The following is a 24,564-nucleotide window of genomic DNA, read 5'->3' on the forward strand; positions in this document are numbered from 1 at the left end:
ATAGGTGTCATATCCAAAAATACTTTTAAATGCATAGGACATTTAATGATGGCAAAAACGTTATTTAAAACATTAAGTATGGCAACTGGTGTGTCAACTGCAATGTTATTGGTTGGATTTTCAAGCAATGCTCTTGCCATGAGTCCGTTCCAAGCAAGTTACCAGTTTGCCTATAATGGTAAAAACTTAGGTACTGCGACTCGTACATTGAGTCAAAGTGGTAATAACTGGACCTATGTATTTGCAGCAAAAGCAGCAGCAATTGCTTCTGCAAGTGAAACAAGCCGTTTTAGCTTTAGCAATGGTCAAATTAACTCAAGTAGTTTTAGTCGTACCAGTAAAGTGTTGGTACATAATGACACCATGACCATTAACTTTAATCCAAACAGCAAAACCATTAACACCAAGAAAAAAGATCAGGCACGTTCTTTCCCATGGAAAGCAGGTGCTTTAGATGAGTTAAATGCTGAATTACAAGTACGTGAAGACTTAAAAGGTGCAGGTCTAAAATCAAGTTATTTGATTGCAGATGCAAAAGGTTTAGATGCGCGTCGCTTTGTTAAACAAGGCACAGAGTCAATTAAAACCCCTGCGGGAACCTATAACACGGTCAAAGTTGTACTCACCCATGACAATGGTGAAAAGAGTTCAATTTTCTGGTTAGCGCCTCAATTAGACTATTTACCCGTGAAAATGTCACATGTTGATGGTAAAACATCTTATAACCTAACCTTGACCAGTTACAAAAAGTAAGACATTTTTCACCTTTTGATCAATTTCAGCTTGCATTTTTTTTAGTGCTTTTTAAAATACGCCTTTGCTTTAAAAAGCACCTTGCCTCTAGAGGATTCTCCCTGTGCACGCACTAGAACAGAAAATCTTAGCTGAAGGTATCGTTCTATCTGATCAAGTTCTGAAAGTCGATTCTTTCTTAAATCACCAAATTGACCCTGTGATGATGCAGCTCATCGGTCAAGAGTTTGCTCGTCTTTTTAAAGATGCCGGCATTACCAAAATCATCACAATTGAAGCATCAGGCATTGCGCCTGCTGTGATGGCTGGTTTGGAACTTGGTGTACCCGTTATTTTTGCACGTAAATATCAGTCTTTAACCCTTAAAGATGATTTATATCGTTCAAAAGTATTCTCTTTTACCAAGCAAATTGAAAGCACCATTGCGATTTCTAAGAAACATATTAGCAAAGGCGATAAAGCTTTGGTTATTGATGATTTCTTAGCGAATGGTCAAGCCGCTTTAGGTCTTGCTGACTTGATTCATCAAGCGGATGCAGAAGTTGTGGGTATTGGGATTGTGATTGAAAAATCTTTCCAACCAGGCCGTCAATTGTTATTAGATAAAGGCTACCGTGTTGAATCTTTGGCACGTGTTGAATCTTTGGCAAACGGTACGGTAAGCTTTGTAGAAGAATAAGCTGGTCTTACTTCAAAAGTTTTCATTAAAAAAGAGTGCTTTAGGCGCTCTTTTTTTTGCTTTTTGATCAGTAGCGTCTTTGTTTTGCCTTTTATTTTGCTCAAGCCCTCAGCTATATTGTGTAAATAAAGAGATAACTCAGGTAAATAATAAATGAGATCAATCACTCAAAAATTAGTTGATCTACTCGACGTACAACAATTGGATGATGGTCTATTTCAAGGGCAAAACACACGTTTATTTGGATCACACCTTGTCGGTGGGCAATTGGTGGCACAAGCATTGATTGCCGCATCAAAAACCACCAATCGACCAGCACATTCATTACATGCTTATTTTATTCGCAGTGGTCGCACAGATATTCCGATTTTATATAAAGTTGAAAATTTAAGAGATGGCAAAAGTTTTTCGACTCGCCAAGTCCATGCTTGGCAAAACGGCCATATTATATTTTCGGCCATGGTTTCATTTGCCAATATTGAAGAGGGTTTAGAAAATCAGATTGAACCGCCTCTCTACCCTTCGCCAGATGAACTGATCCCAGAACAACAACTTAAACAAATGATTTATGAGGATGTTCCTGAACCTGCACGCGCAATATTTATGCGTCAATTTTTGATCAACATCCATCCTGTACAGCCATTCAATCCATTTAAACCGATAAAATTAGACACAAATTATGCTGAATATTTTCAAACCTTTGAAACGATTCCCACTCAACAAGATACACCCATGATGCACCAAGCCATTGCTGCATATTATTCTGACTATAACCTACTGACGGTTTCACTTAGACCGCATGGTGTCAGCTATGCGAACGGCGGTGTACGTAGTGCAAGTTTAGACCATAGCATTTATTTTCATACAGATTTTAGAGTAGATGAGTGGCTACTTTATGATATGAATGCCACAGTATCTAGCCAATCCAGAGGGCTTAATTTCGGCCGGATGTGGCAAGATGGTCGATTGGTGTGTAGCGTTAATCAGGAAAGTTTAATGCGGCTGAAACAATAACAAGATGTTTCTATAAGCTTGTGTCAATCATTCTAGAGATTACATTCACACAAAATATAAAGACTGATCACGGTATTCAGTTACAATCAAAATCATGTCATATCCCTGACATGATTGTAACGATAGCGATAAGCATGACAAAAATGCCAGTAGTGAACGTGAATATAACGCTTAACCATAACTTAATGAAGACAAATGGACTTTGTTGAGTGAGTAAAAATCAATGACTGATGAACAAACAGTAAAGTGCCCAAAGTGTGGCGCTACAGACTTAGAACGCCGTGACCATGAACAACTTTTAGGCAAAGCAGGCAGTGTATTATTGACTTCTGCGGGTGCAGCAGCAGGAACTGTAGGTGGCGCTGCCTCTGGTGCTTCTATTGGTGCAGCTATCGGAACGGTTGCAGGTCCTTTAGGCGTTATTGTCGGTGGAACTGTAGGAACCTTCGTAGGCGCAATCAGTGTTGGAATTACAGGTGGATTTCTAGGAAATCGCTTTGGTAAACGAGCTGGCGTGATTGTTGACCAAAATATCTTTTTTGATTACCAATGTAAAAAATGTAACCATCGTTTTAATCTAAAATAACAAAATTTAAAATATCAATATGATAAAGAACTTCTCTTTTTATCCACTAGACGCCAGATAAAAGAGAAGTCTTTGAATTATTATCTAGATCTCACAAGAGCATCAAAAATTATGGGTTTAACTTTTTAACCATTTCACCTAGACGTTTGCCCTGTTCTGCACATAAAGCTTTTTCATCGGAACTTAAGTTTTGGTCATGACGTGGTCCACTGACATGACTGACTCCATACGGCGTACCGCCTGATTTGGTATTGGATAAGGCAGGATTGGCATTGGTCAGCCCCATGATCATCATGCCATGATGAAACAATGGCGGTAACATCGTTAATAATGTACTTTCCTGCCCACCATGCATTGACCCTGACGCGGTAAATACACAAGCAGGTTTATCGTGTAATGCACCATTTAACCAAAGGCTAGTGGTTTGATCCCAAAAGTATTTCATTTCAGATGCCATATTGCCAAAACGTGTTGGTGAACCTAAAGCCAATCCTGCACAATTTTGTAAATCATCCAATGTACAATAAATATCGCCATGTTCTGGAATACTGGCTTCCGCTTCTTTCACAACAGTGGAAAGATTAGGCACAGTCCGAATTTTTACTGCGACACCTGCTGCTTCTACCCCGTTGGCAATCAAGTGTGCCATCTCTTTGGTAGATCCATATTTACTGTAATAGAGTACGAGAACATAAGCTTGCATAGAGATTTCTTGATTTCAACATAAGAAAATAAAACTATACGGTATTTTTCTGCTTTTTTGGGTAAGCTAGACAATGAAAATGCAAGATATGCCGAAAAATAATTGAGATCAAAGATATATATGCTTGAATTACTTAAAAAACTCCCTTTCTATGAAAAAACTTGGTTTCAATTCATTCTTTTTGTACTTGGTCGTTTTGAAGCAGATCGTTGTCGTGAACAAGCGGGATCGCTAACCTATACGACATTATTTGCTGTTGTTCCAATGTTGACTGTTTTCTTGGTTATTATCTCATCAATCAAAGCCTTAGAGCCTGCTAGACAGCAACTCCAGCAGATGATTTATAGTAATTTCTTGCCAAAAACCAGCATTGCTTTTGATAAGGCTTTTAATGTCTTTACCGAGAATTCAAGTAATTTAACTGTTATTGGGGTGCTGTTTTTATTCATTACCACAGTACTGATGCTTACCAGTATTGAAACGGTTTTTAATCGGATTTGGCGTGTTCAAGAAACGCGTAATGGCATCATTGGCTTTATGCGTTATTGGACCATTATTTCTTTAGGCCCGATTTTATTGGGGAGTGCCTTTGTCATTTCATCCACATTGGCCTCTATGAATGTTTTAAGTAATAACTTTGCTGGTTATGAAGTTGATGGTACAGCGTTATTTGGGGTCATTTCGTTTGCACTGACCACTTTAGGCTTTTTCATTCTATACTGGACGATTCCAAATCGTAGTATTCCTGTTAGAGCGGCCGCGATTGCAGGTCTTTTTGGTGCGATTGCATTTGAGCTACTTAAAAACCTATTTGGTTTTGTTATGGCAAATTTCACCAGCTATACCCTTGTTTATGGTGCTTTTGCTGCTGTGCCAATTTTCCTATTGTGGATCTTTTTATCGTGGAATATCGTCTTATTGGGTGTGGAAATCAGTTATGCGCTTACCGCATTTCATACAGGTAAAATCCAGACCCGCCATCCTGTGTTGATGATGCTCGATATTCTGGAATTATTTTATAAAAAACAAAAAACCGGTGAAGTGGTAACTGATGCAGAAGCATTAAATATTTTAGGTCGTGGTGAAATTGGACGTTGGCCAGTTTATATCCAACTTCTAGAAAAACAGAATTTGGTTAAATGCACTGACAATAATGAATATGTGCTGGTCAGAAATTTAGATGAAATTGATTTCTGGTCATTCTATACATCATTACCTTATACCCTCCCTCGTCGTCATGATGTTGAACATGTCCATGATGATGATGTTTGGATGAAGCATATCGGTCCAACTTTAATCGAATCCGATGAATATTTGGCCGCTAAATTATCAATTCCACTTTCAACCATTTTGGATGATAAGTAATTTTAACCCAGATAGATAAACAACTTCCCTTTCCAAGCCGTGCCCATTGGAAAGGGAAGTGATATTACTTTTTCGATGAATCGTTATAATTTCGCAATAGCCAAAACCACTGCATAAAGCGGATAAAAGACACTACAATGGTATTAACCTGTCTTTTTTATAGGATATAATTCAAAGTAGACAAAAGATCTTTTTATTCAGGCAATCTTTGCATGACGATAACAAAAACCAGCGATAAAAATATACTGACTCAACTCAGTACCAATGATGAAATTGTTGCGCCGCTGTGGCTTATTTTTCGACATGATCCTGCACTGTCTGTTTATCCTGAACATGGGCATGCTTGGGGCGAATTTATTTATGCCTTTAATGGGGTGATGGAAGTCAATATTGATCAAATTAATTATATTACACCACCTCCATATGGAGTTTGGTTACCGCCAAATACGCAACATAGTGGTTTGAATCGGACTCCTGTTTCCCATGCAACTTTGTATATCCACCAATCGTTATGTAGTGCATTACCTCAACAAGCAGGGATTCTTTTAACCTCACCCTTGGTTTCAGCGATTTTACAGCACATCAAAGAACACCCATTGCAAGCATCTGAGCCTGAATATTTGCGACTATTACAGGTGTTACTTGATCAATTACAACATGCTGAGTTAATCGGTAGTTATTTACCCCATACCAATCATGTTGCCTTAAAACAAGTTTTGGATTTTTTACATGCCCACCCTGCTGACCACAGTACGCTAGAGGCCTTAGCCCAACGGATTAATATGACTGAACGTACCTTGGCAAGGCTGAGTCAAAAAGAGCTGGCTATGTCACTCAATGAATGGCGACAACGACTTAAAGTCATGAAAGCCATGACTATGCTCAATGAGGGAAAAACGGTTGAAAGCATTGCACTGGATTTAGGTTATGCCAATGCTTCTGCTTTTATCAATATGTTTAAACGTTGGATGATGCGTACCCCAGATCAGTTTAGAAAATTGTTGCATCACTAAATCAACTTTTTACATTTTAAATAGATGAAGTGGAGCGATCTAAATATTGATAATCAATAATCTTCCCGACCAATCTATATGTCGATCTAAAAAGGCATGGGCTGAATTTAATTTTGGTTTATGTGGGAATTCACCAAAGCCATCCATTGGTAATTTTATTAAGACGAGCCAATTGGCGATTTTAATACGATTCAAACAACAGCTAAAAAAATAGCAATACTGTAAATTTTAACTGGCTGTAAATTTCAACGGATAAATCAAGCGGAATATATCGCAAAAGTTAGCGATAATTGTTGTTGTATAAAACTGTAGATAATAAAAAACCCAATGCGTATTGATTATAAATAAACACTGGGTTGCTTGCATTTTAAATGCTTATTTTACAAAAGTTTTCCAAACAAAATCTTGGCTTTGACCATGTAAAGTCATACTCAATTGATCACCAGAAGCCAATGCTGCAACACCTGCTGGTGTCCCTGTCATCACTACATCCCCTGGTTCTAAAGAGAATACTTGGCAGATGTCTGCAAGTAAGTAAGCAATATCAAAAATCAATAAAGCCGTATCGCCTTTTTGACGAACTTCATCATTTACTGCAAATTCAAAAGTAACAGCCGACCAATCTTTAATCTCATCCACACTGACCCAATCTGCCAGTACACATGAACCATCAAAAGCTTTTGAACGTTCCCAAGGCTGGCCTTTGCCCTTTAAGTCATCTTGGAGATCACGTAAAGTTAAATCTAAGCCTAAAGTCACAGCACCAATCGCGTCCAATACTTTATCTAAATTGGTTTCGCCCTTAAGTGGCTTGTCGATACGTAAAGTCAGTTCACATTCATGGTGGCAATTTCCCCACGCCTCATTCCAAGAGATACCGTCTTGCAATGAAATCAAACTACTGGGCGGCTTGATAAATAAGACTGGACGATCTGGAATTGCGTTACCTAATTCTGCTGCATGCGCTGCATAACTACGACCGACACATACAATCTTAGATGGACGTGTACTCATATTGTTCCCTTCCTATTGATCTGCGTTAAAAACTTTATAATTCCAAATTACTTTTTAAAAGTATTGATAAAAATCGTTTGATCTGCGGGTGTCGCAAATGCTCGTTTAGGCACAATCACCACAGTACGATTTTTTAATTCGATCATATAGGTAAGCTTGCCTTCTGCAAATTTATCTACATCAGAATAATGATGAACTTGCTTTGGACGACCACTACTGAATAATTCCATATAGTCTTGAAATAATTCAATACCTTGTTCGCTTTTACCAAATTGATATTTAACGAATTGGCGTTTAAACATCATCGGTAAAAACCAATAGCGCATCAGCATTTGCAGAATTAAGAAAAAAGCACCTAAGCAAACATAATATTTACCCACACCCTCTAAACCGAGGTAAATCCCCCAAACCATGATTCCGATGCTGACCAAAGGCGTGAGAAATTGGCTAATTTGCTTTTTACCAAAAGTTGCCAGTTTAAAACCGTCTTGAGATTCTTCTAAATTAAGATAATAACGTGCAGATAATGCAGGCTGGGTGTCTGACATAGTTGCTTCAATACAAATATTTTACGATGCCAAGATATTACACTAGATTTTTCCAGCGAGATGCGGATTTTCATCTTGTTTTACAGAACACCTCTATTTTTTAAAAGTGAATCCTTTTAGGGTCTTTCATACAAATGGTTTTTATAAAAACAAAAGATTGCCGCTTATCAAGGCGCAAAAGGAATTGTGATGAAAGCTTTTTATTTAAATATCGGTCTCGTGCTCTTAATCGGTATCAGTCAAATCAGTTTCGCGAAATTGGTGACTTGGAGCGATAATATTCCCAGCGCGTTAAAGCCATTTGACAATAATGCCCAGCAAATTGCAGCAATTGCACAAGACAATATTTTAATTTATGCCCATCCAGCGACCAAGACCTCCCTACCGACATTCAGCAAACAGCCCCAACCTATAGCTAAATTTTCAACAGCAGCCATTGTTGTGCCTGTAAGTAGCCAAGAAGTGGCTAAAACCTTAAGCAATTACACGCAATATGTTGGGTTATTCCCGACTTTAAAATCAGCAAAAGTCATCGAAACAGCAGGACCTGTCAGTCAATTAAAATATCGTATTTCCATCCCGACACCGATACCTGTATTGAATTTTAATGAAGATGTGGTGATGCAACATCAAATTGGACAAAATAGCATTTCAACCATGGTGATTGATGGCCCAATTCCTTATGCATTAGGGAAATTTGAATGGTTCAATTTAGCTGACAACAAAACCTTAGTGACCCTGACACAATGGGGCGATTTAAACCAACCGCAAGGTTTCCTATTTAAGAAAATTTTAAATGCTTTCCCTGAAGTAAAACTGGCGATTCCAAATGGTTCGAGCGCCTTTGTTTTAGAAGCACTCAAAAATAAATATACGACTAAAAAAGTGACGGCATTAAATGCAGGGCAACTACCTAGCCCACAATTAAATACAGCTCAAATCAATAAAATTGTTCAGGTCAGTGCCAATGCGCAACAGCCCGTCAGTATTGTACTTAATCCTGTCACTGTACCTTATACCCATGGTCGTGAAGTTTTACGTTTTACCACAAGCTATCAATATTTAAATGCCACCCCGCAACAATTACAACGTTGGACACAACCCTTATCCTATAAAGAAATTTTTCCAAAACAAATCAAAAGCATTAAAACCACAGCGATCAACACACAAGGACAAGATGCAGACTTTAAAGTCAGTGTCGGATTGGGGGTTATTAGTATCCCTTTTGATTTTAAAATGCGTTTTAGCTATCCCAAAGCCACTGAAAATAACTTCTATGCCAATGGCGGTGATTTACGTTATCTCAAAGGTCAAATTCAATTTTTACCCCAAGGCAATAACACCTTACTCAAAATGACCACTACCATCAAAATTGATGAAAAAGCACCACTCCTACTCAAAGCAGCACGCAGTTTACCCTACCATGAAATGTTACCTGCACTGGGTGCAAATGCAATTTTTGCTCAAAAAGTAAAGTAGTGCTGATTGAACTTTTAAAACTCAATTAATCAGCCAGATGTTTAATTGTTGTACCAATATTAAATAGGAAATATAACGGGATTGCGACCAGATCACCGACTAAAGTGACTGGGGTTAAGGCGATTTTCTGCAACAATGTTTTAGAATGTAGTGAGTATTTGGTTTTTCCTTGTGTATACATTTCAATCGTATAATTTTGACTAAAGTTTTGAAATTTCATATTTTTAATTTCAGCGTTTAAACCCACAACACGCCCAACCAATCCAATTTTTCTTTGATAAAATTCAGAGTTTTCCTGACCATACTCGTACTGACTCAGTCCAAGTCGAGATAACTTATTTTCTTCCAGTCGAGTTAAATTGTTTTTTGCATAATACAGTTCAATATCACCGCTAAATTGAGCTGCTTGTGGATTTTTTTGATCATCGCTTTCAGGCATTAAAGACAAGCTAAAATGCTTGTCACTCGGACGGACTGGTTTGATCCGCCAATACTTGGAGTCTAAATCAGATTGAATGGTCTCTAAAATTTCCTTATTTCCAATATCAATCATATACGCATATTTTTGCCCAACCACGATTAAGGAGCGATCTACATTGTTTCTATCATGGCTATTTTTTGAGGAAGCATTTTCTGTTAAATAGGCAAAACCGACAATTTGATCCTGATCTACAATCACACGATCTGCATGGGTTGAAACCACTTTACCCGTCGCCAACCTGCCAGAATCACTGTTATTCCACAGAATGGCGGTACATCCGATCATTTGACTGATGACCAGCACGATAAACAATGAGAAATACTTATGCATGAATGATTGGCCTTATTTTTATTATCTCGCTCATTGTGCCATTTTTTAGGCACAAAAAAACCGCAATAAAGCGGTTTTTTTTAAATATTTTATCAAGTTGGTGCGCTCAGAGAGATTCGAACTCCCGACCCCTTAGTTCGTAGCCAAGTGCTCTATCCAGCTGAGCTATGAGCGCGACGTCTTGATGGGACGCATTATACGCCTTTTCATTTTTTTGTTAAGGATTATTTCAATAGTTAGACATCAAGTGTTTAGTATTTGGGCTATTTATCTTTAAATCAACAAAAAACCTAGGATTTATGCATTTATTCACTGCTTGCATACTGTTTCATTTGAAACTGGATTAAATATTTTTCAGTAAACAACCAAAATAAATAGCCAACCACACTCAATAGGATCCCAGCAGCACACACGGCATACCATCCCCAATGACCATAGAGTGTTGTTGCCAGTAATGATCCCACAGCACTGCCCAATGCATAAAACAACATATAAGCACCGACCAATCGCCCATGTAATCGAATATCGGCTTGGAAGATCAGACTTTGATTAATCACATGAACTGATTGAATAGCCACATCCAATAAAATAATCGCTAAAATAAAAATCCATATTGAAAAATATAAGCTGGTTAAAATGACCCAAGCTCCAATCAGTAATAGAAACGCATATTGTGTAACACGCTGCGCATAGCCTCGATCAGCCAACCCACCAACACGGATTGCCATAACTGCACCGATAGCACCAATAATGCCTAAAAAACCAATCAAGCTATGTGAATATTCAAAAGGCTGAACAGATAAAGGAAACACCAGAGCATTCCAAAACAGATTTAAATTGACGAAAATGATGAAAGCAAGTACGCCTCTAATCTGTAACACTCTATTTTTAAACAATTGTTCAAACAATGAAAAGATCATCTGGGAATAAGTAGATTGCTGAATAGGATCTTTTTCGATACGGATAACAGCCAAGTATTTCCATAAAAACACACTGATCATACTCATACATAGTACAGAGAATATATATACCCCTTGCCATCCAAACCAATCAGCTAAACTACCAGACAGTACCCGAGATAAAAGTATGCCAATCAACACACCAGCTTGGACTGTACCGACGATTTTGCCACGTTCATCAGCAGCTGCCAAAACTGATGCATAAACAATTAAGCCTTGGGTCATCGCTGTGCCCAACATGCCCACAATCAGCATACTCAATAACAACGTGAAAATATGATCTGAAAAAACCAACAAGATTAAAGCGAGGCATAAAATGATGGACTGAAACAACATCAAAGATTTTCGTGGTAATAAATCGCCTAAAGGCACAATAAAAATTAATGCAATGATTGATCCCACTTGAGTCAATGAAACAACTAACCCCGCCCACGAATAATCTAATTTAAAATCTTGGGCAATCAAATCCAGCAATGGCTGTGCATAATAAACATTTGCAACACTCAATCCAGCAGCACACGCCAACAGCATCACCAAGGCTGGAGAAAGATGGGATTGCTTTTGCTCTCTTGTTTTATTGCGCTGATGATGATCTGTTTTGTTCATTTTGCACCAATCTGGTTTTAATTTGCAACCAGATTAAATTACACAATCTTGTTTTAAATTGCAACTAGATTTATAGTCTATTTTTTAAGATGAAAGGAACGACTGATGAATCAAGACAGATATGAAGCTTGCCCAGTTGCACGGTCAGTGCAATTGATTGGAGATCGTTGGGCTTTATTGATCATTCGCGAAGCTTTTGATGGGGTAAAACGATTTAGTGATTTTCAAAAAAATTTAAATGTCGCCAAAAATATTTTATCTGATCGTTTGGCTAAACTTATTGATGCTCAAATTCTAAAGAACCAACCTGCTTCTAATGGCTCAGCCTATTTGGAATATGTGCTCACTGAACAAGGTTATGCACTGTTCCCGATCATCGTGGCATTACGTCAATGGGGTGAGCAATTTTTATTCGCTGAGGATCAACCACATTCTATTTTACTCGAGAAAAATACAGGTGATGAATTGGCACTTATGCAACCTATGACAAAAAAAGGAAAACAGCTACTTGCACAAGAGACCTTTGTGAAAAAGATCAATTAAATGCAAATCATGTTTTCCCAGTTAAAGTCGATGATATTTTTAAAAGAGCAAACTTAAGTTTTAAGGGTTTTACTCAACCAATAAATCTTTTGGATTAATGCTATCACCGTAGACAGGTTTTAACGTCTTTTCATAGGCTTGCTGGATAACCCCCGCTTTAGATAATTTTTCTAAGTCTTGATTCAACCAATCCAATAATTCTTTATCGCCTTTTTTGACTGCAGGTGCAATTAAATCATGCTGACCTAAGCTGGTAATACCCACGGTATAATTTGGGTTCTCTTTTGCCCAAGCCAGTACCAATAAATTGTCATGTGCCAAAGCCACACCACGTCCATCTTTCAGCGCATCAAAGGTCTCTGTATTCTGCTCGTACTTTTGTAATTTAATTTCAGGATGTGATTTGCTAAAGAATGAGTCTGCTGTCGTGCCTTTATTGACCAATAAAATCTGATCTTTAAGCTGTGCAATATCAGTAATTGGCTTAGCTTTAGGTGATACAACGCCCAAAGAAACCTTTAAATAAGGCTTGGCAAAATCGACAACTTCCTTGCGTTCAGGTGTCACGGTGAAATTGGCAAAAATAATATCCACCTTATTGGCTTTAAGGTACTCCACACGATTGGCAGCTTCCGTTAAAACAAATTGAACTTTGTTTTCATCTCCCAATAGGTCTTTGGCAACATGCTTGGCAATTTCCACATCAAAACCTTGGTTTTTACCTTGTGCGTCCAAGTAACCAAAAGGCGGCTTATCACTAAACACCCCGATACGAACCACACCATTTTTCTTAATTTGCTCGATACTTGAGCTGGTTTTTTCAGGTTCAGCAGCTTTTTCAGTTGTTGGCGCGTTTTTATTACACGCCGCCAACCCTAAGCTAAGCACTGAAGCCGCAAGTAGATGAGTCAGCTGTTTTATTGATATATTCATTTAATTTTCCTCTGATCTATTTTCATATTTAAACGATGATTTCTTTTCGTAGTTAAACGCTTTAATGCAATTTTTATTTCGGTGTCACATCCAAAAAGACTTGAGCATCCACAGTTCCACCGTAAACAGGCTTTAAGGTCTGATCATAAATCTTCTGAATTTCACCTGTTTTTTGTAAGCTTGAAATTTCAGTATTGAGCCAATTTAAAAGTTGACTATTGTCCTTTTTCACTGCAGGTGCAATAAAGTCTTGATTACCAATTTGTTGAATTCCCGCCGTAAATGTTGGATTCTCAGCTGCCCATGCCAAGGCATAAGTACTGTCTTGAGAAATTGCATCACCACGACCATCTTTCAAGGCATTAAAGGCATCGGTATTTTGTTCAAACTTTAATAAATTAATTTTTGGGTAATTCTTAGTGAAATAAATATCTGATGTCGAGCCTTTATTGACGATCAAGGTTTTGCCTTCGAGCTGCTGAATATCTGTAATCGTCTTGGCTTTAGGCGATACGATGCCTAAAGCTGCCTTTAAATACGGTTGAGCAAAATCAACCACTTGTTTACGTTCAGGAGTGACTGAAAAGCTGGCAAATACCGCATCTGCTTTACCCGATTTTAAAAACTCCACCCGATTAGCAGCCTCAGTCACCACAAATTCAACTTTATTTTCATCTCCAAGCAAATCTTTGGTCACTCTTTTTGCTAAAGCGATATCAAAACCTTGTGGTTTACCGGCACTGTCCACATAACCAAATGGTGGATTATCTGCAAAAACAGCCACACGGAACACGCCCTGCTTTTTAATCTGATCTAAAGATTGATCATTCTGAGTATTTTTCTCCGCTGATGCATTTGGTTCAGTTGGCTGACTACATGCGCTCAACATTCCCATACATAAGGCCATACTCAATGTTCGAACAAGGTTGGAAATATTAAAAAAATTCGATGGTTGAGTTAAATAAGATAAAGCCATACATCCTCATTTTTATAGATCATTCTGTGTTGCTATTAGGGTGAATATTGATGTCTAAATTACTGTTAGTAATTCAACATATTTAAAAAGGCTTTTGCCCGTTCAGTCTGTGGATGCTCAAAAAATTGTTCAGGTGTGGCTTGCTCAATAATTTTGCCTTTATCCATAAAAATAATTCGGTCTGCGACTTTTCTGGCAAAAGACATTTCATGAGTCACGATCAACATGGTCATTCCTTCATGTGCAAGTTTTAAAACCACATCTAATACTTCACGGACCATTTCAGGGTCTAAAGCAGCGGTGATTTCATCTAGCAGAATCACTTGAGGCTGCATCACCAATGAACGCACAATTGCGATACGTTGCTTTTGCCCACCAGATAACTGTCGCGGATAATCTCGCTTACGATCGTATAAACCGACACGTTTCAATAATTCGTCTGCGACTTTCTCAGCTTCAGCTCTTGTTCGTTTTTGAACTTTTAAAGGGCCTAATAAAATGTTATCAATCACATTCATATGCCCAAAAAGTTCATAGTTTTGAAACACCATGCCAATTTTTTGACGTACATCCACCCATGCTAAATCTTTGCCCAATACACCTGAGCCAGCTAAATTGATTGTGCCACCCTGAATTTTTTCCAAGCCATTGATACAACGCAACAATGTGCTTTTTCCACATCCCGATGGACCAAGGATCACCACGACTTCACCCTGTTTTACGTCCAAATCTATGCCTTGTAAAATATGACTTTCTGCAAATGATTTCTGTAAATGTTGTATAGATAACAAAGTCATGATTACTCCCAAACTTTTTCTAAATGCGTCGCTAAACGGGATAAGGGATAGCAAATGATGAAATATAAAATAAAGATCAAACCATAAATCCAAAGAGATGCATTCGGAACAATTAACAGCGAATTTTCAATAATTTGCTGTCCAACTTTAATCACTTCGACCACGCCAATCAGCACTGCCAAGGAGCTGGTTTTAATCATACGCGTGAATAAATTGATTGCGCCCGGTGTGACTCTTTTTAAACTCTGCGGGAAAATCACATAGCCCAAAGTTTGCATAGGACTCAGGCCAAGTGCATGTGCAGAATCGCGTTGATGTTGATCTATCGATGTGATGGCAGCACGAACTAAATCGCCCATTTCAGCCGTCCCCCACAATACAAAAACCACAATACATACCAGTACTGCTGAAAGCTGCCAGTTAAACCATGTTGCAAAGCCAAAATAGAAAACAAACAATAAAACCAGAATTGGAATAATCCGAATCGCTTCTAAATACAGTCGACACAAACTTTTAATCAGTAAATTTTTTGACGTCATAATGACACCGAAAATCGTGCCAAAAATTGTTGAAAAAAATACTGATATAAAGGCAATTTTTGCAGTAACCCATAGCCCTTCCAGTAATCGTGCAAGGTGGCTGGGTTGAAACAAATAATCAAATTCCATGGCTCACCTTCCGACTGCGGTATTCCAGATAACTTGTGAGAATAGACACAGGCAATAAAATAATCAGATAAGACATGATCAAGAGAAATAATGCTTCTGTGGTTTTATAATCCATACCAATTAAGTCTTTGGTGACAAACAATAGTTCCACCACTGCGATGGCACTCACCACAGAACTTTCTTTAATCAGAAATAAACAATTTGCACCAATTGCAGGAATTGAAATTGCTAGAGCTTGAGGGAAGATCACATATTGAAAAACTTGCAGTGGATTCAGTCCAATACTTTCACCCGAATCAATTTGCCCTTTGGCCACAGCTTGTAAACCTGCGCGAAAGGCTTCAGCCATATAGCTTCCACCTAGAAAAGTTAGACCAATGACCCCACAGCTAAATCCATCAATTTTAATCCCCAGTTTTGGTAAACCGTAATAGAGGAAAAATAGCTGAATCAATAAGGGTGTATTGCGTGATAATTCAATGTAAATTTTGGCAATTTTGTCAAAAACCCGTACCCGATAGGTAATGAGAATACTGCAAATTAAACCAACCACTATTGCGAGAATAATACTGATGATTGAGATTTTGAGTGTGGTCACCATTGCCGAAGCAAACTGTGGCATCACACTGTAGATATATTGCCAATTCAAAGAAATCGTCCAAAATAATTATTTTATTGTTACGCTCTAAAGCAGAAAAAATGATTTGGAACTATCTTACAGCGAGAATTTTTTCTAAATAAATATGATTATCAGATAAGCTTTTCTATAAAAATAATGCTGGATAATGCTTACTTTTTGCGGTGAAAAAATAAGCAATGTTAAAATTAAACAGTCATCGACCCGAAGCAATTATTCGGCATTCACCACGTCTAACAATTCCATACATTCAGCACAGAAGATGACAGATTCATTTTCTAAACTTTGGATTTGCAGTTCATAGACAAAACCTGTCAGCGTGCGATTACAGCCATCACACTGTTGCAGGTTGAAATGACAAATAAAATCAACATGCTGGTAAATATAATATCCATCTGTATATTTCTTCATGTTCTTCTTTCTAAAGCTTCGGTTATTTTATTATTTTAAAGTTTTTAGCTCTAGAATAGATGTTGCAATCCTTACTCTGCGACAAGAATAGACGTGTATAAATTTATAAAATGTTCTGGATCTAAACACAATTGTCTTATTATACTACTCAATTAATACTTCAATAAAAAAGTAAAAACAAAATGGGACATTACTCGAATTTACGAATTTCTTCAAACCTAGACCAAACAGAAGAAAAAAAATCCAATGATGAAATATATATAGAAGTTAAATACTTAATTCCTTTATTTTGGTTGGCTTTATTTAAGCTAGAAGATATCTCAGCACTAAAAGATCAATACAACGAAACCTATTACGTCTTCCGTGCAACGATCTTAAAAAGCTGTGGAACGTTTAAATCTAGACTCAATTTATGGTCAAAACTCTATAATGATGAAAAGGCAGAAATTTTAGCAAAACTATTTTTACAATATTTAGAACATATACCTACATTTTCAATTGAGTTAAATATCAATGACCTTCTAGGAATGCACTTAGATATTAATAGCATAGATGCGAAAAACGAAATGACTGACTTAATCAATTTTATTGATAATATTCAAATTAATCCTCAAAACCACTCATTGTCAAATGATTGGATTACACCTCTATCACTATTATCTCTTGAAATACCTCAGGATAGAAAACAACTTGATGGATTTGGTGAGACACTACTTCCCTGTCCTGAAGTCGATGAGTGGTTGAATCAAGTTCATTAGAACTAACGGTTTATTCACAATTTAATTTTATAGATTACCAATTATATTATTTCATAAATATTCCTATAAAAATTCAGATGATAAAAGGAAACAATGGGCCATTACTCAACACTTTTAATTTCATCCGATCTCGATAGAACCACGGGTGAAATGGATGAAAATGAAACCTATCAAGAAGTTAAATACTCGATTCCATTATTTTGGTTGGCCTTATTTAAAGTTGAAGACATTACCTCTCTTCAAGATCAAGATGGCTTAAGCTATTACGTCTTTCGGACAACGATCTTAAAAAGCTGTGAAACGTTTAAATCCAGACTCAATATATGGTCAGCACTCTATAATGATGAAAAAGTAGCAATTTTAGCGCAATCATTTTTACAATATTTGCAACGTACTCCAACATTTTCAGTCGAGCTTAATATTACCGATATTATGGCAATGATGATTGATCCATTTAGCATAGAAGCTAACAATGAAATGGTGGATATGATCAATTTCATCGAAGAAAAACATCGAGATCCCAAAAGTCCATCACCATCCAAATATTGGCTGCCAAAATCTTTTGAACTTAACACACCCCAAAATCGATATTTAGATATCGATGGTTTTGGAGAGTCTTTACTGCCCTGTTTTGAGGTGGATAGATGGTTAAATAATCATAAAAAGACACCACAGCCTGTTAAAAATAAACTCAATGCGTCTTTTGATGAGGTCCATTTTTATCGAATGTTGCTGTCCAAAGCTGAAATCTCACCAAACAGTTCATTCGGTTTTAAACATCGGTTTTTATTTCTGACGCGAATTAAAAATAAGGCATTACGCAAATGGCTCTTTCAAGTATTCTTCTTTAATGAAATGCTATTTTTCTGCTTATTGTGGCTTAGTCTAAGTTTAATCAGCATCTTTTTTCTTTTTAAAATTAAAACTTTTTCCTATTTGGAGATCACTGGCATTATTATTGGGCTTATTGCATTTAGCTATTTTATTTTTCGAAAAATAGCCAAGAGAATCAAGATATTCAACGAGCTAAAATCACTGGCCTAAAATCATCGACCTAAATTTCAGACACAAAAAAACCGCAACGTATGCGGTTAATTCTTCAAGTTGGTGCGCTCAGAGAGATTCGAACTCCCGACCCCTTAGTTCGTAGCCAAGTGCTCTATCCAGCTGAGCTATGAGCGCAATACTTGTGTTGCCAAAAGGCATTCGTTACATCATGATTAACTTATTGGTGCGCTCAGAGAGATTCGAACTCCCGACCCCTTAGTTCGTAGCCAAGTGCTCTATCCAGCTGAGCTATGAGCGCGTCATAAGTAATCGTTGGCGGTGAGAGAGGGATTCGAACCCTCGATACAGTTACCCGTATGCATCCTTAGCAGGGATGTGGTTTCAGCCACTCACCCATCTCACCGTAACGAGCCGCCATAATACAAACTAAAACCCGATTCGGCAAGTGATGACATTAAAAAAAATAGAGAAATTTACTCAATTAAATACTTTTTAAGCGATTTTCATCATTTTGTTGTTTTTTTATGCTGTAAAATAATCACAATCTACAAATACCAAGAAAAATTCTCTAAAAACTAAATTAAAAACACAATATTGCAATCAATTACGTGCAGTATTCCACTGTATGTCTTATGCTAATCCTATCTTCTGACTAGAAACCAAATACATCATGAAAAATTGGGTCGATCCTGAAGCCAAAGCTGAAGCTGAGCGTTACGACAATCCCATTCCAAGTCGTACCCTTATCCTAGAAATCATTGAACGAAAACAAGAAGCATTGTCACATGCAGATCTTGTTGAACTGCTTGAAATTGTCGATCAAAAAAGTATAGATGCGCTCAGCCATCGTTTAAGTGCAATGGTCCGTGATGGTCAGTTGATGAAAGATGGTTTTAAATATCAGCTGATGGCAGATCAACCTACCCTAGACGCTACTGTTTATGTCAACGCTAAAGGTTTAGGCGTTGCAAGCTTAGATGGGAAGAAAGATGAATTCCTTCTGCCTGAGCGCGAATTACGTCAAGTCTTCCATGGTGACCGCGTTAAAGTCCAACAAACTTCTGTAGACCGTAAAGGTAAAGCTTGGGGCTATATTACCGAAGTGACTCAACGTCGAGTTAAACAATTGATCGGTAAAGTTGCAGAATTTGAAGGTGAATACTTTATTCAACCAGCACCTCCAAATGCACATCAACCCATAACTTTAGAAAAAGAACTGATTGAACATGCCAAGGCCAAAGTCGGCGATGCATTACGTGTTGAAATTGATGACTATCCAACTCGAGATGAATTTGCGACAGGTCATGTGATTCAGTCAATGGCGGATAAAGCAGATACTGAAATCATTATCCCGCAAACCATTTTAGAATATGGTTTACCTTATGAATTCCCAGAAGAAGTCATCAAAGAAGCCGAAGCGTTTAAAGAACCCTCTGCAAAAGATCGTCAAGGTCGTATAGATTTACGAGATCTGCCTTTAGTCACCATTGATGGTGAAGATGCACGTGACTTCGATGATGCAGTCTATGCGGAAAAACGTCCTGGTGGTGGCTATCGTGTCGTTGTCGCGATTGCAGATGTCAGTCATTATGTCCGTGTTGGTAAACCTTTAGATGATGAAGCGCAAGAACGTGGTACATCGGTGTATTTCCCACACTATGTATTACCAATGTTGCCTGAAGCACTTTCAAATGGCTTATGTTCTTTAAATCCACATGTTGACCGTTTATGTATGGTGTGTGATTTAAATTTAAGTCGTGCTGGTAAAGTGACTAAATTTGAATTTTATCCGTCAGTGATGCATTCAAAAGCACGTTTAACCTATACCCAAGTTGCACAATATTTGGATGGCGACAGCAATGCAATTCCTGAAGATCGTGATGTCCGTAAGTCAGTCAATACGCTCTACCAATTGTATGAAACTTTAAAAGGTTTACGTGCACAACGTCATGCAATGGAATTTGAAACCGTTGAAACCTACATGACTTTTGATGAATTGGGTGGAATTAAAGAAATTTTACCGCGTTCACGTAATGTTGCGCATAAGCTTATTGAAGAATGTATGTTGCTTGCTAACGTTGCAGCAGCAGAATATTGCTTAAAAAATGAAGTTCCAATGTTGTATCGTGTGCATGAAGCACCAGAGTTTTCACGCATTCAAAAAGTAAAAGACTTTGTAAAATTATTGGGCTTTAAATTCCCTGACCAACCGACACAAGCCGATTATCAAACGGTGATTGAAGCAACCAAAGATCGTATTGATGCACCGAGTATTCATGCGGTGCTATTACGTTCAATGATGCAAGCCTACTATGGTCCAAAAAATGTGGGACACTATGGCTTGGCTTATGAAGCATATACCCATTTCACTTCACCAATTCGTCGCTACCCTGACCTGCTATTACATCGGGCGATTAAAGCCAGTTTAACCAACAAAAAGTATCCTCTTTCAGGTGCAGCATTAGAAGATGCGGGTGAACATTTCTCTGCAACTGAACGTCGTGCAGATGAAGCTTCGCGTTCGGTTACTTCATGGCTGAAATGTCACTATATGCAGCAACATTTAGGCGAAGAATTTGTTGGTGTGATCAGTGCAACCGCTGAATTTGGTTTATTCGTAACCCTAAAAGATTTATATGTGGATGGTATGATTCACGTGAGTCAATTGGGCGATGACTACTTTGTTTATGACCAAGTTAGTCAAAATTTAGTTGGTCAAAATCGTGGTCAAGCCTTTGGCTTGGGTGACGAAGTCAAAATTAAAGTTGCTGGGGTTAACCTAGAAGAACGTAAGATTGATTTTGAATTGTTACAACAACTGTCGCATGCGGGCCGTGTAATCCGTAGTCGTGCACCACGTGTTGCAAAACCCGTTGCCAAAGAAGAAGTTTTTTCTGAACGTCCTGTCAAAGTTAAATCTGAATCTGACAGTGGGAATGCCAGCGAAGATGGGGAACGTCCCATTCGAAAGAAAAAGCCCAAAGGAAAACCCAGCTCTTACAATAAAAAACCTGGAAAAAGTGCTGCAACTCAGCCTGAAACAAAGGCTAAAGATAAAGTGAAGAAAAAGGCTAAAGCAAAAAAGAAAAAGTCGAACGCAAAAGCAAAGACTGAGTAATTTTACTTACCACAAAATCAGAGAGCTTCGGCTCTCTTTTTTATCATTAAAATTTTAAATTTGAATACGTCTAAAAATACTTTTCTTGTACCCTCATAGAGTCTTCCTTGTTTTATAATGCATGCATAACGACTCAAATAACTCTAGAAATAACAGCATGAAAATTAAAAATATACTATCACTCTCAATACTGCTACTCAGCTGTGTAGCTTCTGCTGAAACCATCACCTTTAAAACCCAAACTATTCCCCCCCAATATACGAATTTTTCAGGAAATATTCCCTTTATCCAAGGCAAAGGTTTTGAAAAAATCAACCAACAGATCAAACACGAACTTTTGGCAGATGATGCTACACGTATCGACTTTAGTTCAGGAAAGATCTATCAGGATCAAAACTATTTAAGTGTTTATACCCATTTAGAAATTGAAGGCGGACAAAGCTATTATCGTGAAAAGTATTATGTGATCGATTTAAAAAATAAACAGTTCGCAACATTGTCCCAAATACTACAAAAATATCAATTGTCTGCAGCACAAATCTCAAATGAAATTGCTCAGCAACTTGACCCATGTATTGAAAATAAAACAGCAACGCTTTCTAAAACGTCTAATGACTGTGATAGCGCAGATCTGCAATACCTATACCGATACTATGCTGAAGATCGAAATTTTATTGCGCTAAAAAATGCAAATGGCTTTTATCTTAAAAAAGATATTTTGGGCATCAGTTTTGATGCGGGCGCATATTCTATCCCTTTTGAATACAACATCAAAACCAAACAAGTCCATTAACATCTGTGTTAATTTTATTGTCACACCTTGATTTCCCCTGCCAGAAGCCCTACATCTATCTATAACTTAAGAAATGATTTGGCATAAAGCTCATGACACTAGAACAGGCAACGTTGCCAGTACCGCAATTTGATCAAATTAGTTTAGATCAACTCAAACAAAATATTGAAAAAGCCATCCAAGACGGTCAAAACTTTTTAAATGACTTGGTCCAAGTCCCTGAAAGCATTCAACAACAACTTGCAGTGATCGAAAATGTAGATTCACTTGAAAATAACATGAGTGAATCTTGGGGAATTTTGTCACACCTCAACGCAGTGATGAATAACACTGAAACGCGTGAAGTCTATCAAGCCTTGTTGCCAAGTTTAAGTGAATACTACACTCAGATCGGTCAACACGTTGCTTTGTTCCAAACTTATCAAAATGTTTATGATCATGCGATTTTTAGCGACTTGCCAACGGCGCAACAAAGTGCAATTAAACTGGCTTTACGTGATTTTAAACTTTCAGGTGTTGCCCTTGAAGGTGAAGCTAAAAAACGCTATGCAGAAATTTCAGCACGATTATCCCAATTGTCTTCTGATTTTTCTAATCATGTTTTGGATTCAACTCAAGCCTATAGCAAAACTCTAACTACGGATCAGCTTAAAGGTCTACCACAAGGCAGTATTGAACTACTCAAACAATACGGTCAACAACGCGAACTAGATCAGCCTGTTGCGACCTTAGATATTCCATCTTATTTGGCCATCATGACCTATGCAAAAGATCGCGCGCTCCGTGAAGAAATCTATCACGCTTATGTTACACGCGCCTCAGATCAAGCCAGCGATACCCAATTTGACAATGCACCCGTAATGGTTGAAATCCTCAGCTTACGTCAGGAAATGGCCAAGCTTTTAGGTTTTGACAATTTTGCAGAATATTCGCTTGCCTCAAAAATGGCACCCGATGTGGCCACTGTTGATCAATTTCTGGTTGATTTAGCAGAACATGCACGTATACCTGCATTAAAAGAAATTGAAGAACTCAAAGCCATTGCCAAACAAGATGGCATAGATGAGCTAAAACCTTGGGACAGCAGTTATTATTCTGAAAAACTAAAAGTTCAACAGTTCAACCTTTCTCAGGAAGATTTAAAACCATACTTCCCTGCGCCTAAAGTGATTCAAGGCTTATTTAATGTGGTCAATCGCTTATATGGGATTCAAGTCATTGAACGCCAAGCACCACTTTGGCATACAGATGCCCATTATTATGAACTAGAAGACCAAGGCACTGTGATTGGTGGTTTTTACTTTGACCTCTATGCACGTAACGGTAAACGTGGTGGTGCATGGATGAGTGGTTTCCGCTCGCGTATGCAAACCGAAACGGGGTTACAAAAACCAATCTGCTATATGGTTGGGAACTTTACCCCACCTGTCGGTGATCAACCTGCCCTATTAACGCATGATGAAGTGAATACCTTATTTCATGAGTTTGGTCATGGCTTACACCATATGTTGACCGAAGTAGACAATATTGCAGTTGCTGGAACGCACGGCGTTGCATGGGATGCCGTGGAGTTACCTAGCCAGTTTATGGAGTTTTGGACATGGGATACGGAAAGCTTGGCTTTAATCAGTGAACATATTGAATCTAAAGACACACTTCCTGAGCATCTTTTAAAAGCCTTACTCGATGCTCGTTTCTTCCAGTCAGGTATGCAAACTTTACGACAAATTGAGTTTGCACTGTTCGATTTAACCATTCATAAACTTACACCTGCCCTAAATGCTGAACAAATCCAAGCAACTTTAGATGATATTCGCCAGAAGTATGCCGTTTTAACAACAGCACCTTATAACCGCTTCCAGAATGGCTTTAGTCATATTTTTGCGGGTGGTTATGCTGCGGGTTATTATTCTTATAAATGGGCAGAAGTTTTAGCAAGTGATGCTTTTGACCGCTTTGAACATGAAGGTGTGTTTAATACCCAAACTGGACAAGAGTTCCGTAAGGCGATCCTTGCAGTTGGCGGAAAAGATACAGCACTTGATGCATTTATCAATTTCCGTGGTCGTGAACCTAAAATAGATGCATTATTACGTCATCAAGGTTGGACGAATAGCTAAAAAAACGCTTAAACTAACGGCCAAAATTGTTTAAAGTGTGGTGGGTGTATGAATATTAGACGTCGTTTCATTGCTGGTGCAAAATGTCCAAAATGTGAAGCGATGGATCGTATTGTTATGCTCACCCAAGGCGATGCTGAATGGATTGAATGCATCGAGTGTGGATATTCTGAAAATCGCCCTACCCATGTAGATGCGCCTGAAGAACCTGCTATACCTGATGAAATTGGGGTCATTCAATTCAAGCCTCGCTCTTCAAAATAGATCGGACC

The 24,564-nt window shown here is 38.0% G+C and carries 25 protein-coding genes and 4 tRNA genes; 14 read left to right on the forward strand and 15 right to left on the reverse strand.

The annotated features are described in order from the left end of the window. Window positions 1-48: 48 nt before the first annotated feature. From ACZ5QH_RS20225 to ACZ5QH_RS20240, 4 genes are all read left to right on the forward strand, one after another. The gene (locus ACZ5QH_RS20225; protein ID WP_303577404.1) at window positions 49-753 is read left to right on the forward strand and encodes a DUF3108 domain-containing protein; all 705 of its coding nucleotides are present in this window, start codon (window positions 49-51) and stop codon (window positions 751-753) included. Between the two features lie 103 nt (window positions 754-856). Then, window positions 857-1,432 carry a xanthine phosphoribosyltransferase gene (locus ACZ5QH_RS20230; protein ID WP_004725796.1) on the forward strand — a complete coding sequence of 192 codons (576 nt, stop codon included), beginning with the start codon at window positions 857-859 and terminating at the stop codon, window positions 1,430-1,432. A 153-nt stretch (window positions 1,433-1,585) separates the two neighbouring features. After that, a complete protein-coding gene (locus ACZ5QH_RS20235; RefSeq protein ID WP_034617683.1) occupies window positions 1,586-2,446 on the forward strand; it encodes an acyl-CoA thioesterase in 861 nt (286 codons plus the stop codon). Between the two features lie 223 nt (window positions 2,447-2,669). Then, window positions 2,670-3,032 carry an FmdB family zinc ribbon protein gene (locus tag ACZ5QH_RS20240; RefSeq protein WP_004725792.1) on the forward strand — a complete coding sequence of 121 codons (363 nt, stop codon included), beginning with the start codon at window positions 2,670-2,672 and terminating at the stop codon, window positions 3,030-3,032. Window positions 3,033-3,141: 109 nt separating this feature from the next. Here ACZ5QH_RS20240 and wrbA read toward each other — a convergent pair whose 3' ends face one another. Continuing rightward, a complete protein-coding gene (gene wrbA / locus ACZ5QH_RS20245) occupies window positions 3,142-3,735 on the reverse strand; it encodes an NAD(P)H:quinone oxidoreductase (RefSeq protein ID WP_096735197.1) in 594 nt (197 codons plus the stop codon). Window positions 3,736-3,855: 120 nt separating this feature from the next. Here wrbA and ACZ5QH_RS20250 point away from each other — a divergent pair, with 120 nt between their 5' ends. Both ACZ5QH_RS20250 and ACZ5QH_RS20255 read left to right on the forward strand, forming a co-directional pair. Continuing rightward, on the forward strand, window positions 3,856-5,100 hold the full coding sequence (locus ACZ5QH_RS20250) for a YihY family inner membrane protein (protein WP_004816923.1): 1,245 nt from the start codon (window positions 3,856-3,858) through the stop codon (window positions 5,098-5,100). A gap of 212 nt (window positions 5,101-5,312) precedes the next feature. Next, on the forward strand, window positions 5,313-6,113 hold the full coding sequence (locus ACZ5QH_RS20255; protein ID WP_303577405.1) for an AraC family transcriptional regulator: 801 nt from the start codon (window positions 5,313-5,315) through the stop codon (window positions 6,111-6,113). Between the two features lie 375 nt (window positions 6,114-6,488). Here ACZ5QH_RS20255 and ACZ5QH_RS20260 read toward each other — a convergent pair whose 3' ends face one another. Next, on the reverse strand, window positions 6,489-7,127 hold the full coding sequence (locus ACZ5QH_RS20260; protein ID WP_004725784.1) for a fumarylacetoacetate hydrolase family protein: 639 nt from the start codon (window positions 7,125-7,127) through the stop codon (window positions 6,489-6,491). A 47-nt stretch (window positions 7,128-7,174) separates the two neighbouring features. Next, window positions 7,175-7,675, reverse strand: coding sequence for a YcxB family protein (locus ACZ5QH_RS20265; RefSeq protein WP_004816919.1), 501 nt, complete (start codon window positions 7,673-7,675; stop codon window positions 7,175-7,177). A gap of 189 nt (window positions 7,676-7,864) precedes the next feature. Between ACZ5QH_RS20265 and ACZ5QH_RS20270 the strand changes: the two genes are divergently transcribed. Then, entirely contained in the window at window positions 7,865-9,154 is a 1,290-nt protein-coding gene (locus ACZ5QH_RS20270; RefSeq protein ID WP_303577406.1) for an SRPBCC family protein, read from the forward strand. Between the two features lie 25 nt (window positions 9,155-9,179). On the opposite strand, the gene ACZ5QH_RS20275 is transcribed toward ACZ5QH_RS20270, so the two are convergent. The 3 genes from ACZ5QH_RS20275 to ACZ5QH_RS20285 form a co-directional block, all read right to left on the reverse strand. Then, window positions 9,180-9,965 (reverse strand): YidX family protein, encoded by a 786-nt coding sequence (locus tag ACZ5QH_RS20275; protein WP_244014163.1) that lies wholly within the window; start codon window positions 9,963-9,965, stop codon window positions 9,180-9,182. Between the two features lie 98 nt (window positions 9,966-10,063). Further along, a tRNA-Arg gene (locus ACZ5QH_RS20280) sits at window positions 10,064-10,140 on the reverse strand. A 130-nt stretch (window positions 10,141-10,270) separates the two neighbouring features. Next, the gene (locus ACZ5QH_RS20285; protein WP_303578127.1) at window positions 10,271-11,530 is read right to left on the reverse strand and encodes an MFS transporter; all 1,260 of its coding nucleotides are present in this window, start codon (window positions 11,528-11,530) and stop codon (window positions 10,271-10,273) included. A 105-nt stretch (window positions 11,531-11,635) separates the two neighbouring features. Between ACZ5QH_RS20285 and ACZ5QH_RS20290 the strand changes: the two genes are divergently transcribed. Then, the gene (locus ACZ5QH_RS20290; RefSeq protein ID WP_303578126.1) at window positions 11,636-12,073 is read left to right on the forward strand and encodes a winged helix-turn-helix transcriptional regulator; all 438 of its coding nucleotides are present in this window, start codon (window positions 11,636-11,638) and stop codon (window positions 12,071-12,073) included. 69 nt (window positions 12,074-12,142) lie between these two features. On the opposite strand, the gene ACZ5QH_RS20295 is transcribed toward ACZ5QH_RS20290, so the two are convergent. The 6 genes from ACZ5QH_RS20295 to ACZ5QH_RS20320 all read right to left on the reverse strand — a co-directional run bounded on the left by ACZ5QH_RS20295 (window position 12,143) and on the right by ACZ5QH_RS20320 (window position 16,495). After that, window positions 12,143-13,006, reverse strand: coding sequence for a cysteine ABC transporter substrate-binding protein (locus ACZ5QH_RS20295; RefSeq protein ID WP_034618236.1), 864 nt, complete (start codon window positions 13,004-13,006; stop codon window positions 12,143-12,145). A 73-nt stretch (window positions 13,007-13,079) separates the two neighbouring features. After that, on the reverse strand, window positions 13,080-13,913 hold the full coding sequence (locus tag ACZ5QH_RS20300) for a transporter substrate-binding domain-containing protein (RefSeq protein ID WP_419761950.1): 834 nt from the start codon (window positions 13,911-13,913) through the stop codon (window positions 13,080-13,082). 134 nt (window positions 13,914-14,047) lie between these two features. Beyond that, entirely contained in the window at window positions 14,048-14,779 is a 732-nt protein-coding gene (locus tag ACZ5QH_RS20305) for an amino acid ABC transporter ATP-binding protein (protein ID WP_004725765.1), read from the reverse strand. A gap of 2 nt (window positions 14,780-14,781) precedes the next feature. Beyond that, window positions 14,782-15,447, reverse strand: coding sequence for an amino acid ABC transporter permease (locus ACZ5QH_RS20310; protein ID WP_303578124.1), 666 nt, complete (start codon window positions 15,445-15,447; stop codon window positions 14,782-14,784). Beyond that, the gene (locus ACZ5QH_RS20315) at window positions 15,437-16,096 is read right to left on the reverse strand and encodes an amino acid ABC transporter permease (protein ID WP_209827946.1); all 660 of its coding nucleotides are present in this window, start codon (window positions 16,094-16,096) and stop codon (window positions 15,437-15,439) included. Before ACZ5QH_RS20315 ends, ACZ5QH_RS20310 begins: the two co-directional genes overlap by 11 nt. A gap of 201 nt (window positions 16,097-16,297) precedes the next feature. Then, window positions 16,298-16,495, reverse strand: coding sequence for a hypothetical protein (locus ACZ5QH_RS20320; RefSeq protein ID WP_004816901.1), 198 nt, complete (start codon window positions 16,493-16,495; stop codon window positions 16,298-16,300). Window positions 16,496-16,677: 182 nt separating this feature from the next. Here ACZ5QH_RS20320 and ACZ5QH_RS20325 point away from each other — a divergent pair, with 182 nt between their 5' ends. Together ACZ5QH_RS20325 and ACZ5QH_RS20330 are read left to right on the forward strand one after the other, a co-directional pair. Then, a complete protein-coding gene (locus ACZ5QH_RS20325; protein WP_303578123.1) occupies window positions 16,678-17,253 on the forward strand; it encodes a hypothetical protein in 576 nt (191 codons plus the stop codon). A 93-nt stretch (window positions 17,254-17,346) separates the two neighbouring features. Continuing rightward, a complete protein-coding gene (locus ACZ5QH_RS20330; protein WP_303578122.1) occupies window positions 17,347-18,297 on the forward strand; it encodes a hypothetical protein in 951 nt (316 codons plus the stop codon). Window positions 18,298-18,358: 61 nt separating this feature from the next. Here ACZ5QH_RS20330 and ACZ5QH_RS20335 read toward each other — a convergent pair. From ACZ5QH_RS20335 to ACZ5QH_RS20345, 3 genes are all read right to left on the reverse strand, one after another. Further along, a tRNA-Arg gene (locus ACZ5QH_RS20335) sits at window positions 18,359-18,435 on the reverse strand. Between the two features lie 47 nt (window positions 18,436-18,482). Further along, window positions 18,483-18,559 (reverse strand) — tRNA-Arg (locus ACZ5QH_RS20340). 15 nt (window positions 18,560-18,574) lie between these two features. Then, window positions 18,575-18,664: transfer RNA gene (locus ACZ5QH_RS20345), tRNA-Ser, on the reverse strand. A gap of 264 nt (window positions 18,665-18,928) precedes the next feature. Between ACZ5QH_RS20345 and rnr the strand changes: the two genes are divergently transcribed. The 4 genes from rnr (at window position 18,929) to ACZ5QH_RS20365 (ending at window position 24,556) form a co-directional block, all read left to right on the forward strand. Beyond that, window positions 18,929-21,379, forward strand: a complete 2,451-nt coding sequence (gene rnr / locus ACZ5QH_RS20350; protein WP_178283395.1) for a ribonuclease R — start codon at window positions 18,929-18,931, stop codon at window positions 21,377-21,379. A 157-nt stretch (window positions 21,380-21,536) separates the two neighbouring features. Further along, window positions 21,537-22,172, forward strand: a complete 636-nt coding sequence (locus ACZ5QH_RS20355) for a hypothetical protein (protein ID WP_303576665.1) — start codon at window positions 21,537-21,539, stop codon at window positions 22,170-22,172. Between the two features lie 92 nt (window positions 22,173-22,264). Then, window positions 22,265-24,292 (forward strand): M3 family metallopeptidase, encoded by a 2,028-nt coding sequence (locus tag ACZ5QH_RS20360; RefSeq protein WP_464016763.1) that lies wholly within the window; start codon window positions 22,265-22,267, stop codon window positions 24,290-24,292. A gap of 54 nt (window positions 24,293-24,346) precedes the next feature. Beyond that, on the forward strand, window positions 24,347-24,556 hold the full coding sequence (locus tag ACZ5QH_RS20365) for a YheV family putative zinc ribbon protein (RefSeq protein WP_171066870.1): 210 nt from the start codon (window positions 24,347-24,349) through the stop codon (window positions 24,554-24,556). Window positions 24,557-24,564 lie beyond the last annotated feature (8 nt).

It is taken from the genome of Acinetobacter sp. Ac8 (assembly GCF_055392545.1).

Excerpts from the sequence above, each read along its gene's own strand:
- ACZ5QH_RS20225 (WP_303577404.1), top strand. The coding sequence starts at position 49 with ATGGCAAAAACGTTATTTAAAACATTAAGTATGGCAACTGGTGTGTCA.
- ACZ5QH_RS20235 (WP_034617683.1), top strand. The coding sequence starts at position 1,586 with ATGAGATCAATCACTCAAAAATTAGTTGATCTACTCGACGTACAACAA.
- ACZ5QH_RS20240 (WP_004725792.1), top strand. The coding sequence starts at position 2,670 with ATGACTGATGAACAAACAGTAAAGTGCCCAAAGTGTGGCGCTACAGAC.
- wrbA (WP_096735197.1), bottom strand. The coding sequence starts at position 3,735 with ATGCAAGCTTATGTTCTCGTACTCTATTACAGTAAATATGGATCTACC.
- ACZ5QH_RS20250 (WP_004816923.1), top strand. The coding sequence starts at position 3,856 with ATGCTTGAATTACTTAAAAAACTCCCTTTCTATGAAAAAACTTGGTTT.
- ACZ5QH_RS20255 (WP_303577405.1), top strand. The coding sequence starts at position 5,313 with ATGACGATAACAAAAACCAGCGATAAAAATATACTGACTCAACTCAGT.
- ACZ5QH_RS20260 (WP_004725784.1), bottom strand. The coding sequence starts at position 7,127 with ATGAGTACACGTCCATCTAAGATTGTATGTGTCGGTCGTAGTTATGCA.
- ACZ5QH_RS20265 (WP_004816919.1), bottom strand. The coding sequence starts at position 7,675 with ATGTCAGACACCCAGCCTGCATTATCTGCACGTTATTATCTTAATTTA.
- ACZ5QH_RS20270 (WP_303577406.1), top strand. The coding sequence starts at position 7,865 with ATGAAAGCTTTTTATTTAAATATCGGTCTCGTGCTCTTAATCGGTATC.
- ACZ5QH_RS20275 (WP_244014163.1), bottom strand. The coding sequence starts at position 9,965 with ATGCATAAGTATTTCTCATTGTTTATCGTGCTGGTCATCAGTCAAATG.
- ACZ5QH_RS20285 (WP_303578127.1), bottom strand. The coding sequence starts at position 11,530 with ATGAACAAAACAGATCATCATCAGCGCAATAAAACAAGAGAGCAAAAG.
- ACZ5QH_RS20290 (WP_303578126.1), top strand. The coding sequence starts at position 11,636 with ATGAATCAAGACAGATATGAAGCTTGCCCAGTTGCACGGTCAGTGCAA.
- ACZ5QH_RS20295 (WP_034618236.1), bottom strand. The coding sequence starts at position 13,006 with ATGAATATATCAATAAAACAGCTGACTCATCTACTTGCGGCTTCAGTG.
- ACZ5QH_RS20300 (WP_419761950.1), bottom strand. The coding sequence starts at position 13,913 with ATGGCCTTATGTATGGGAATGTTGAGCGCATGTAGTCAGCCAACTGAA.
- ACZ5QH_RS20305 (WP_004725765.1), bottom strand. The coding sequence starts at position 14,779 with ATGACTTTGTTATCTATACAACATTTACAGAAATCATTTGCAGAAAGT.
- ACZ5QH_RS20310 (WP_303578124.1), bottom strand. The coding sequence starts at position 15,447 with ATGGAATTTGATTATTTGTTTCAACCCAGCCACCTTGCACGATTACTG.
- ACZ5QH_RS20320 (WP_004816901.1), bottom strand. The coding sequence starts at position 16,495 with ATGAAGAAATATACAGATGGATATTATATTTACCAGCATGTTGATTTT.
- ACZ5QH_RS20325 (WP_303578123.1), top strand. The coding sequence starts at position 16,678 with ATGGGACATTACTCGAATTTACGAATTTCTTCAAACCTAGACCAAACA.
- ACZ5QH_RS20330 (WP_303578122.1), top strand. The coding sequence starts at position 17,347 with ATGGGCCATTACTCAACACTTTTAATTTCATCCGATCTCGATAGAACC.
- ACZ5QH_RS20355 (WP_303576665.1), top strand. The coding sequence starts at position 21,537 with ATGAAAATTAAAAATATACTATCACTCTCAATACTGCTACTCAGCTGT.
- ACZ5QH_RS20360 (WP_464016763.1), top strand. The coding sequence starts at position 22,265 with ATGACACTAGAACAGGCAACGTTGCCAGTACCGCAATTTGATCAAATT.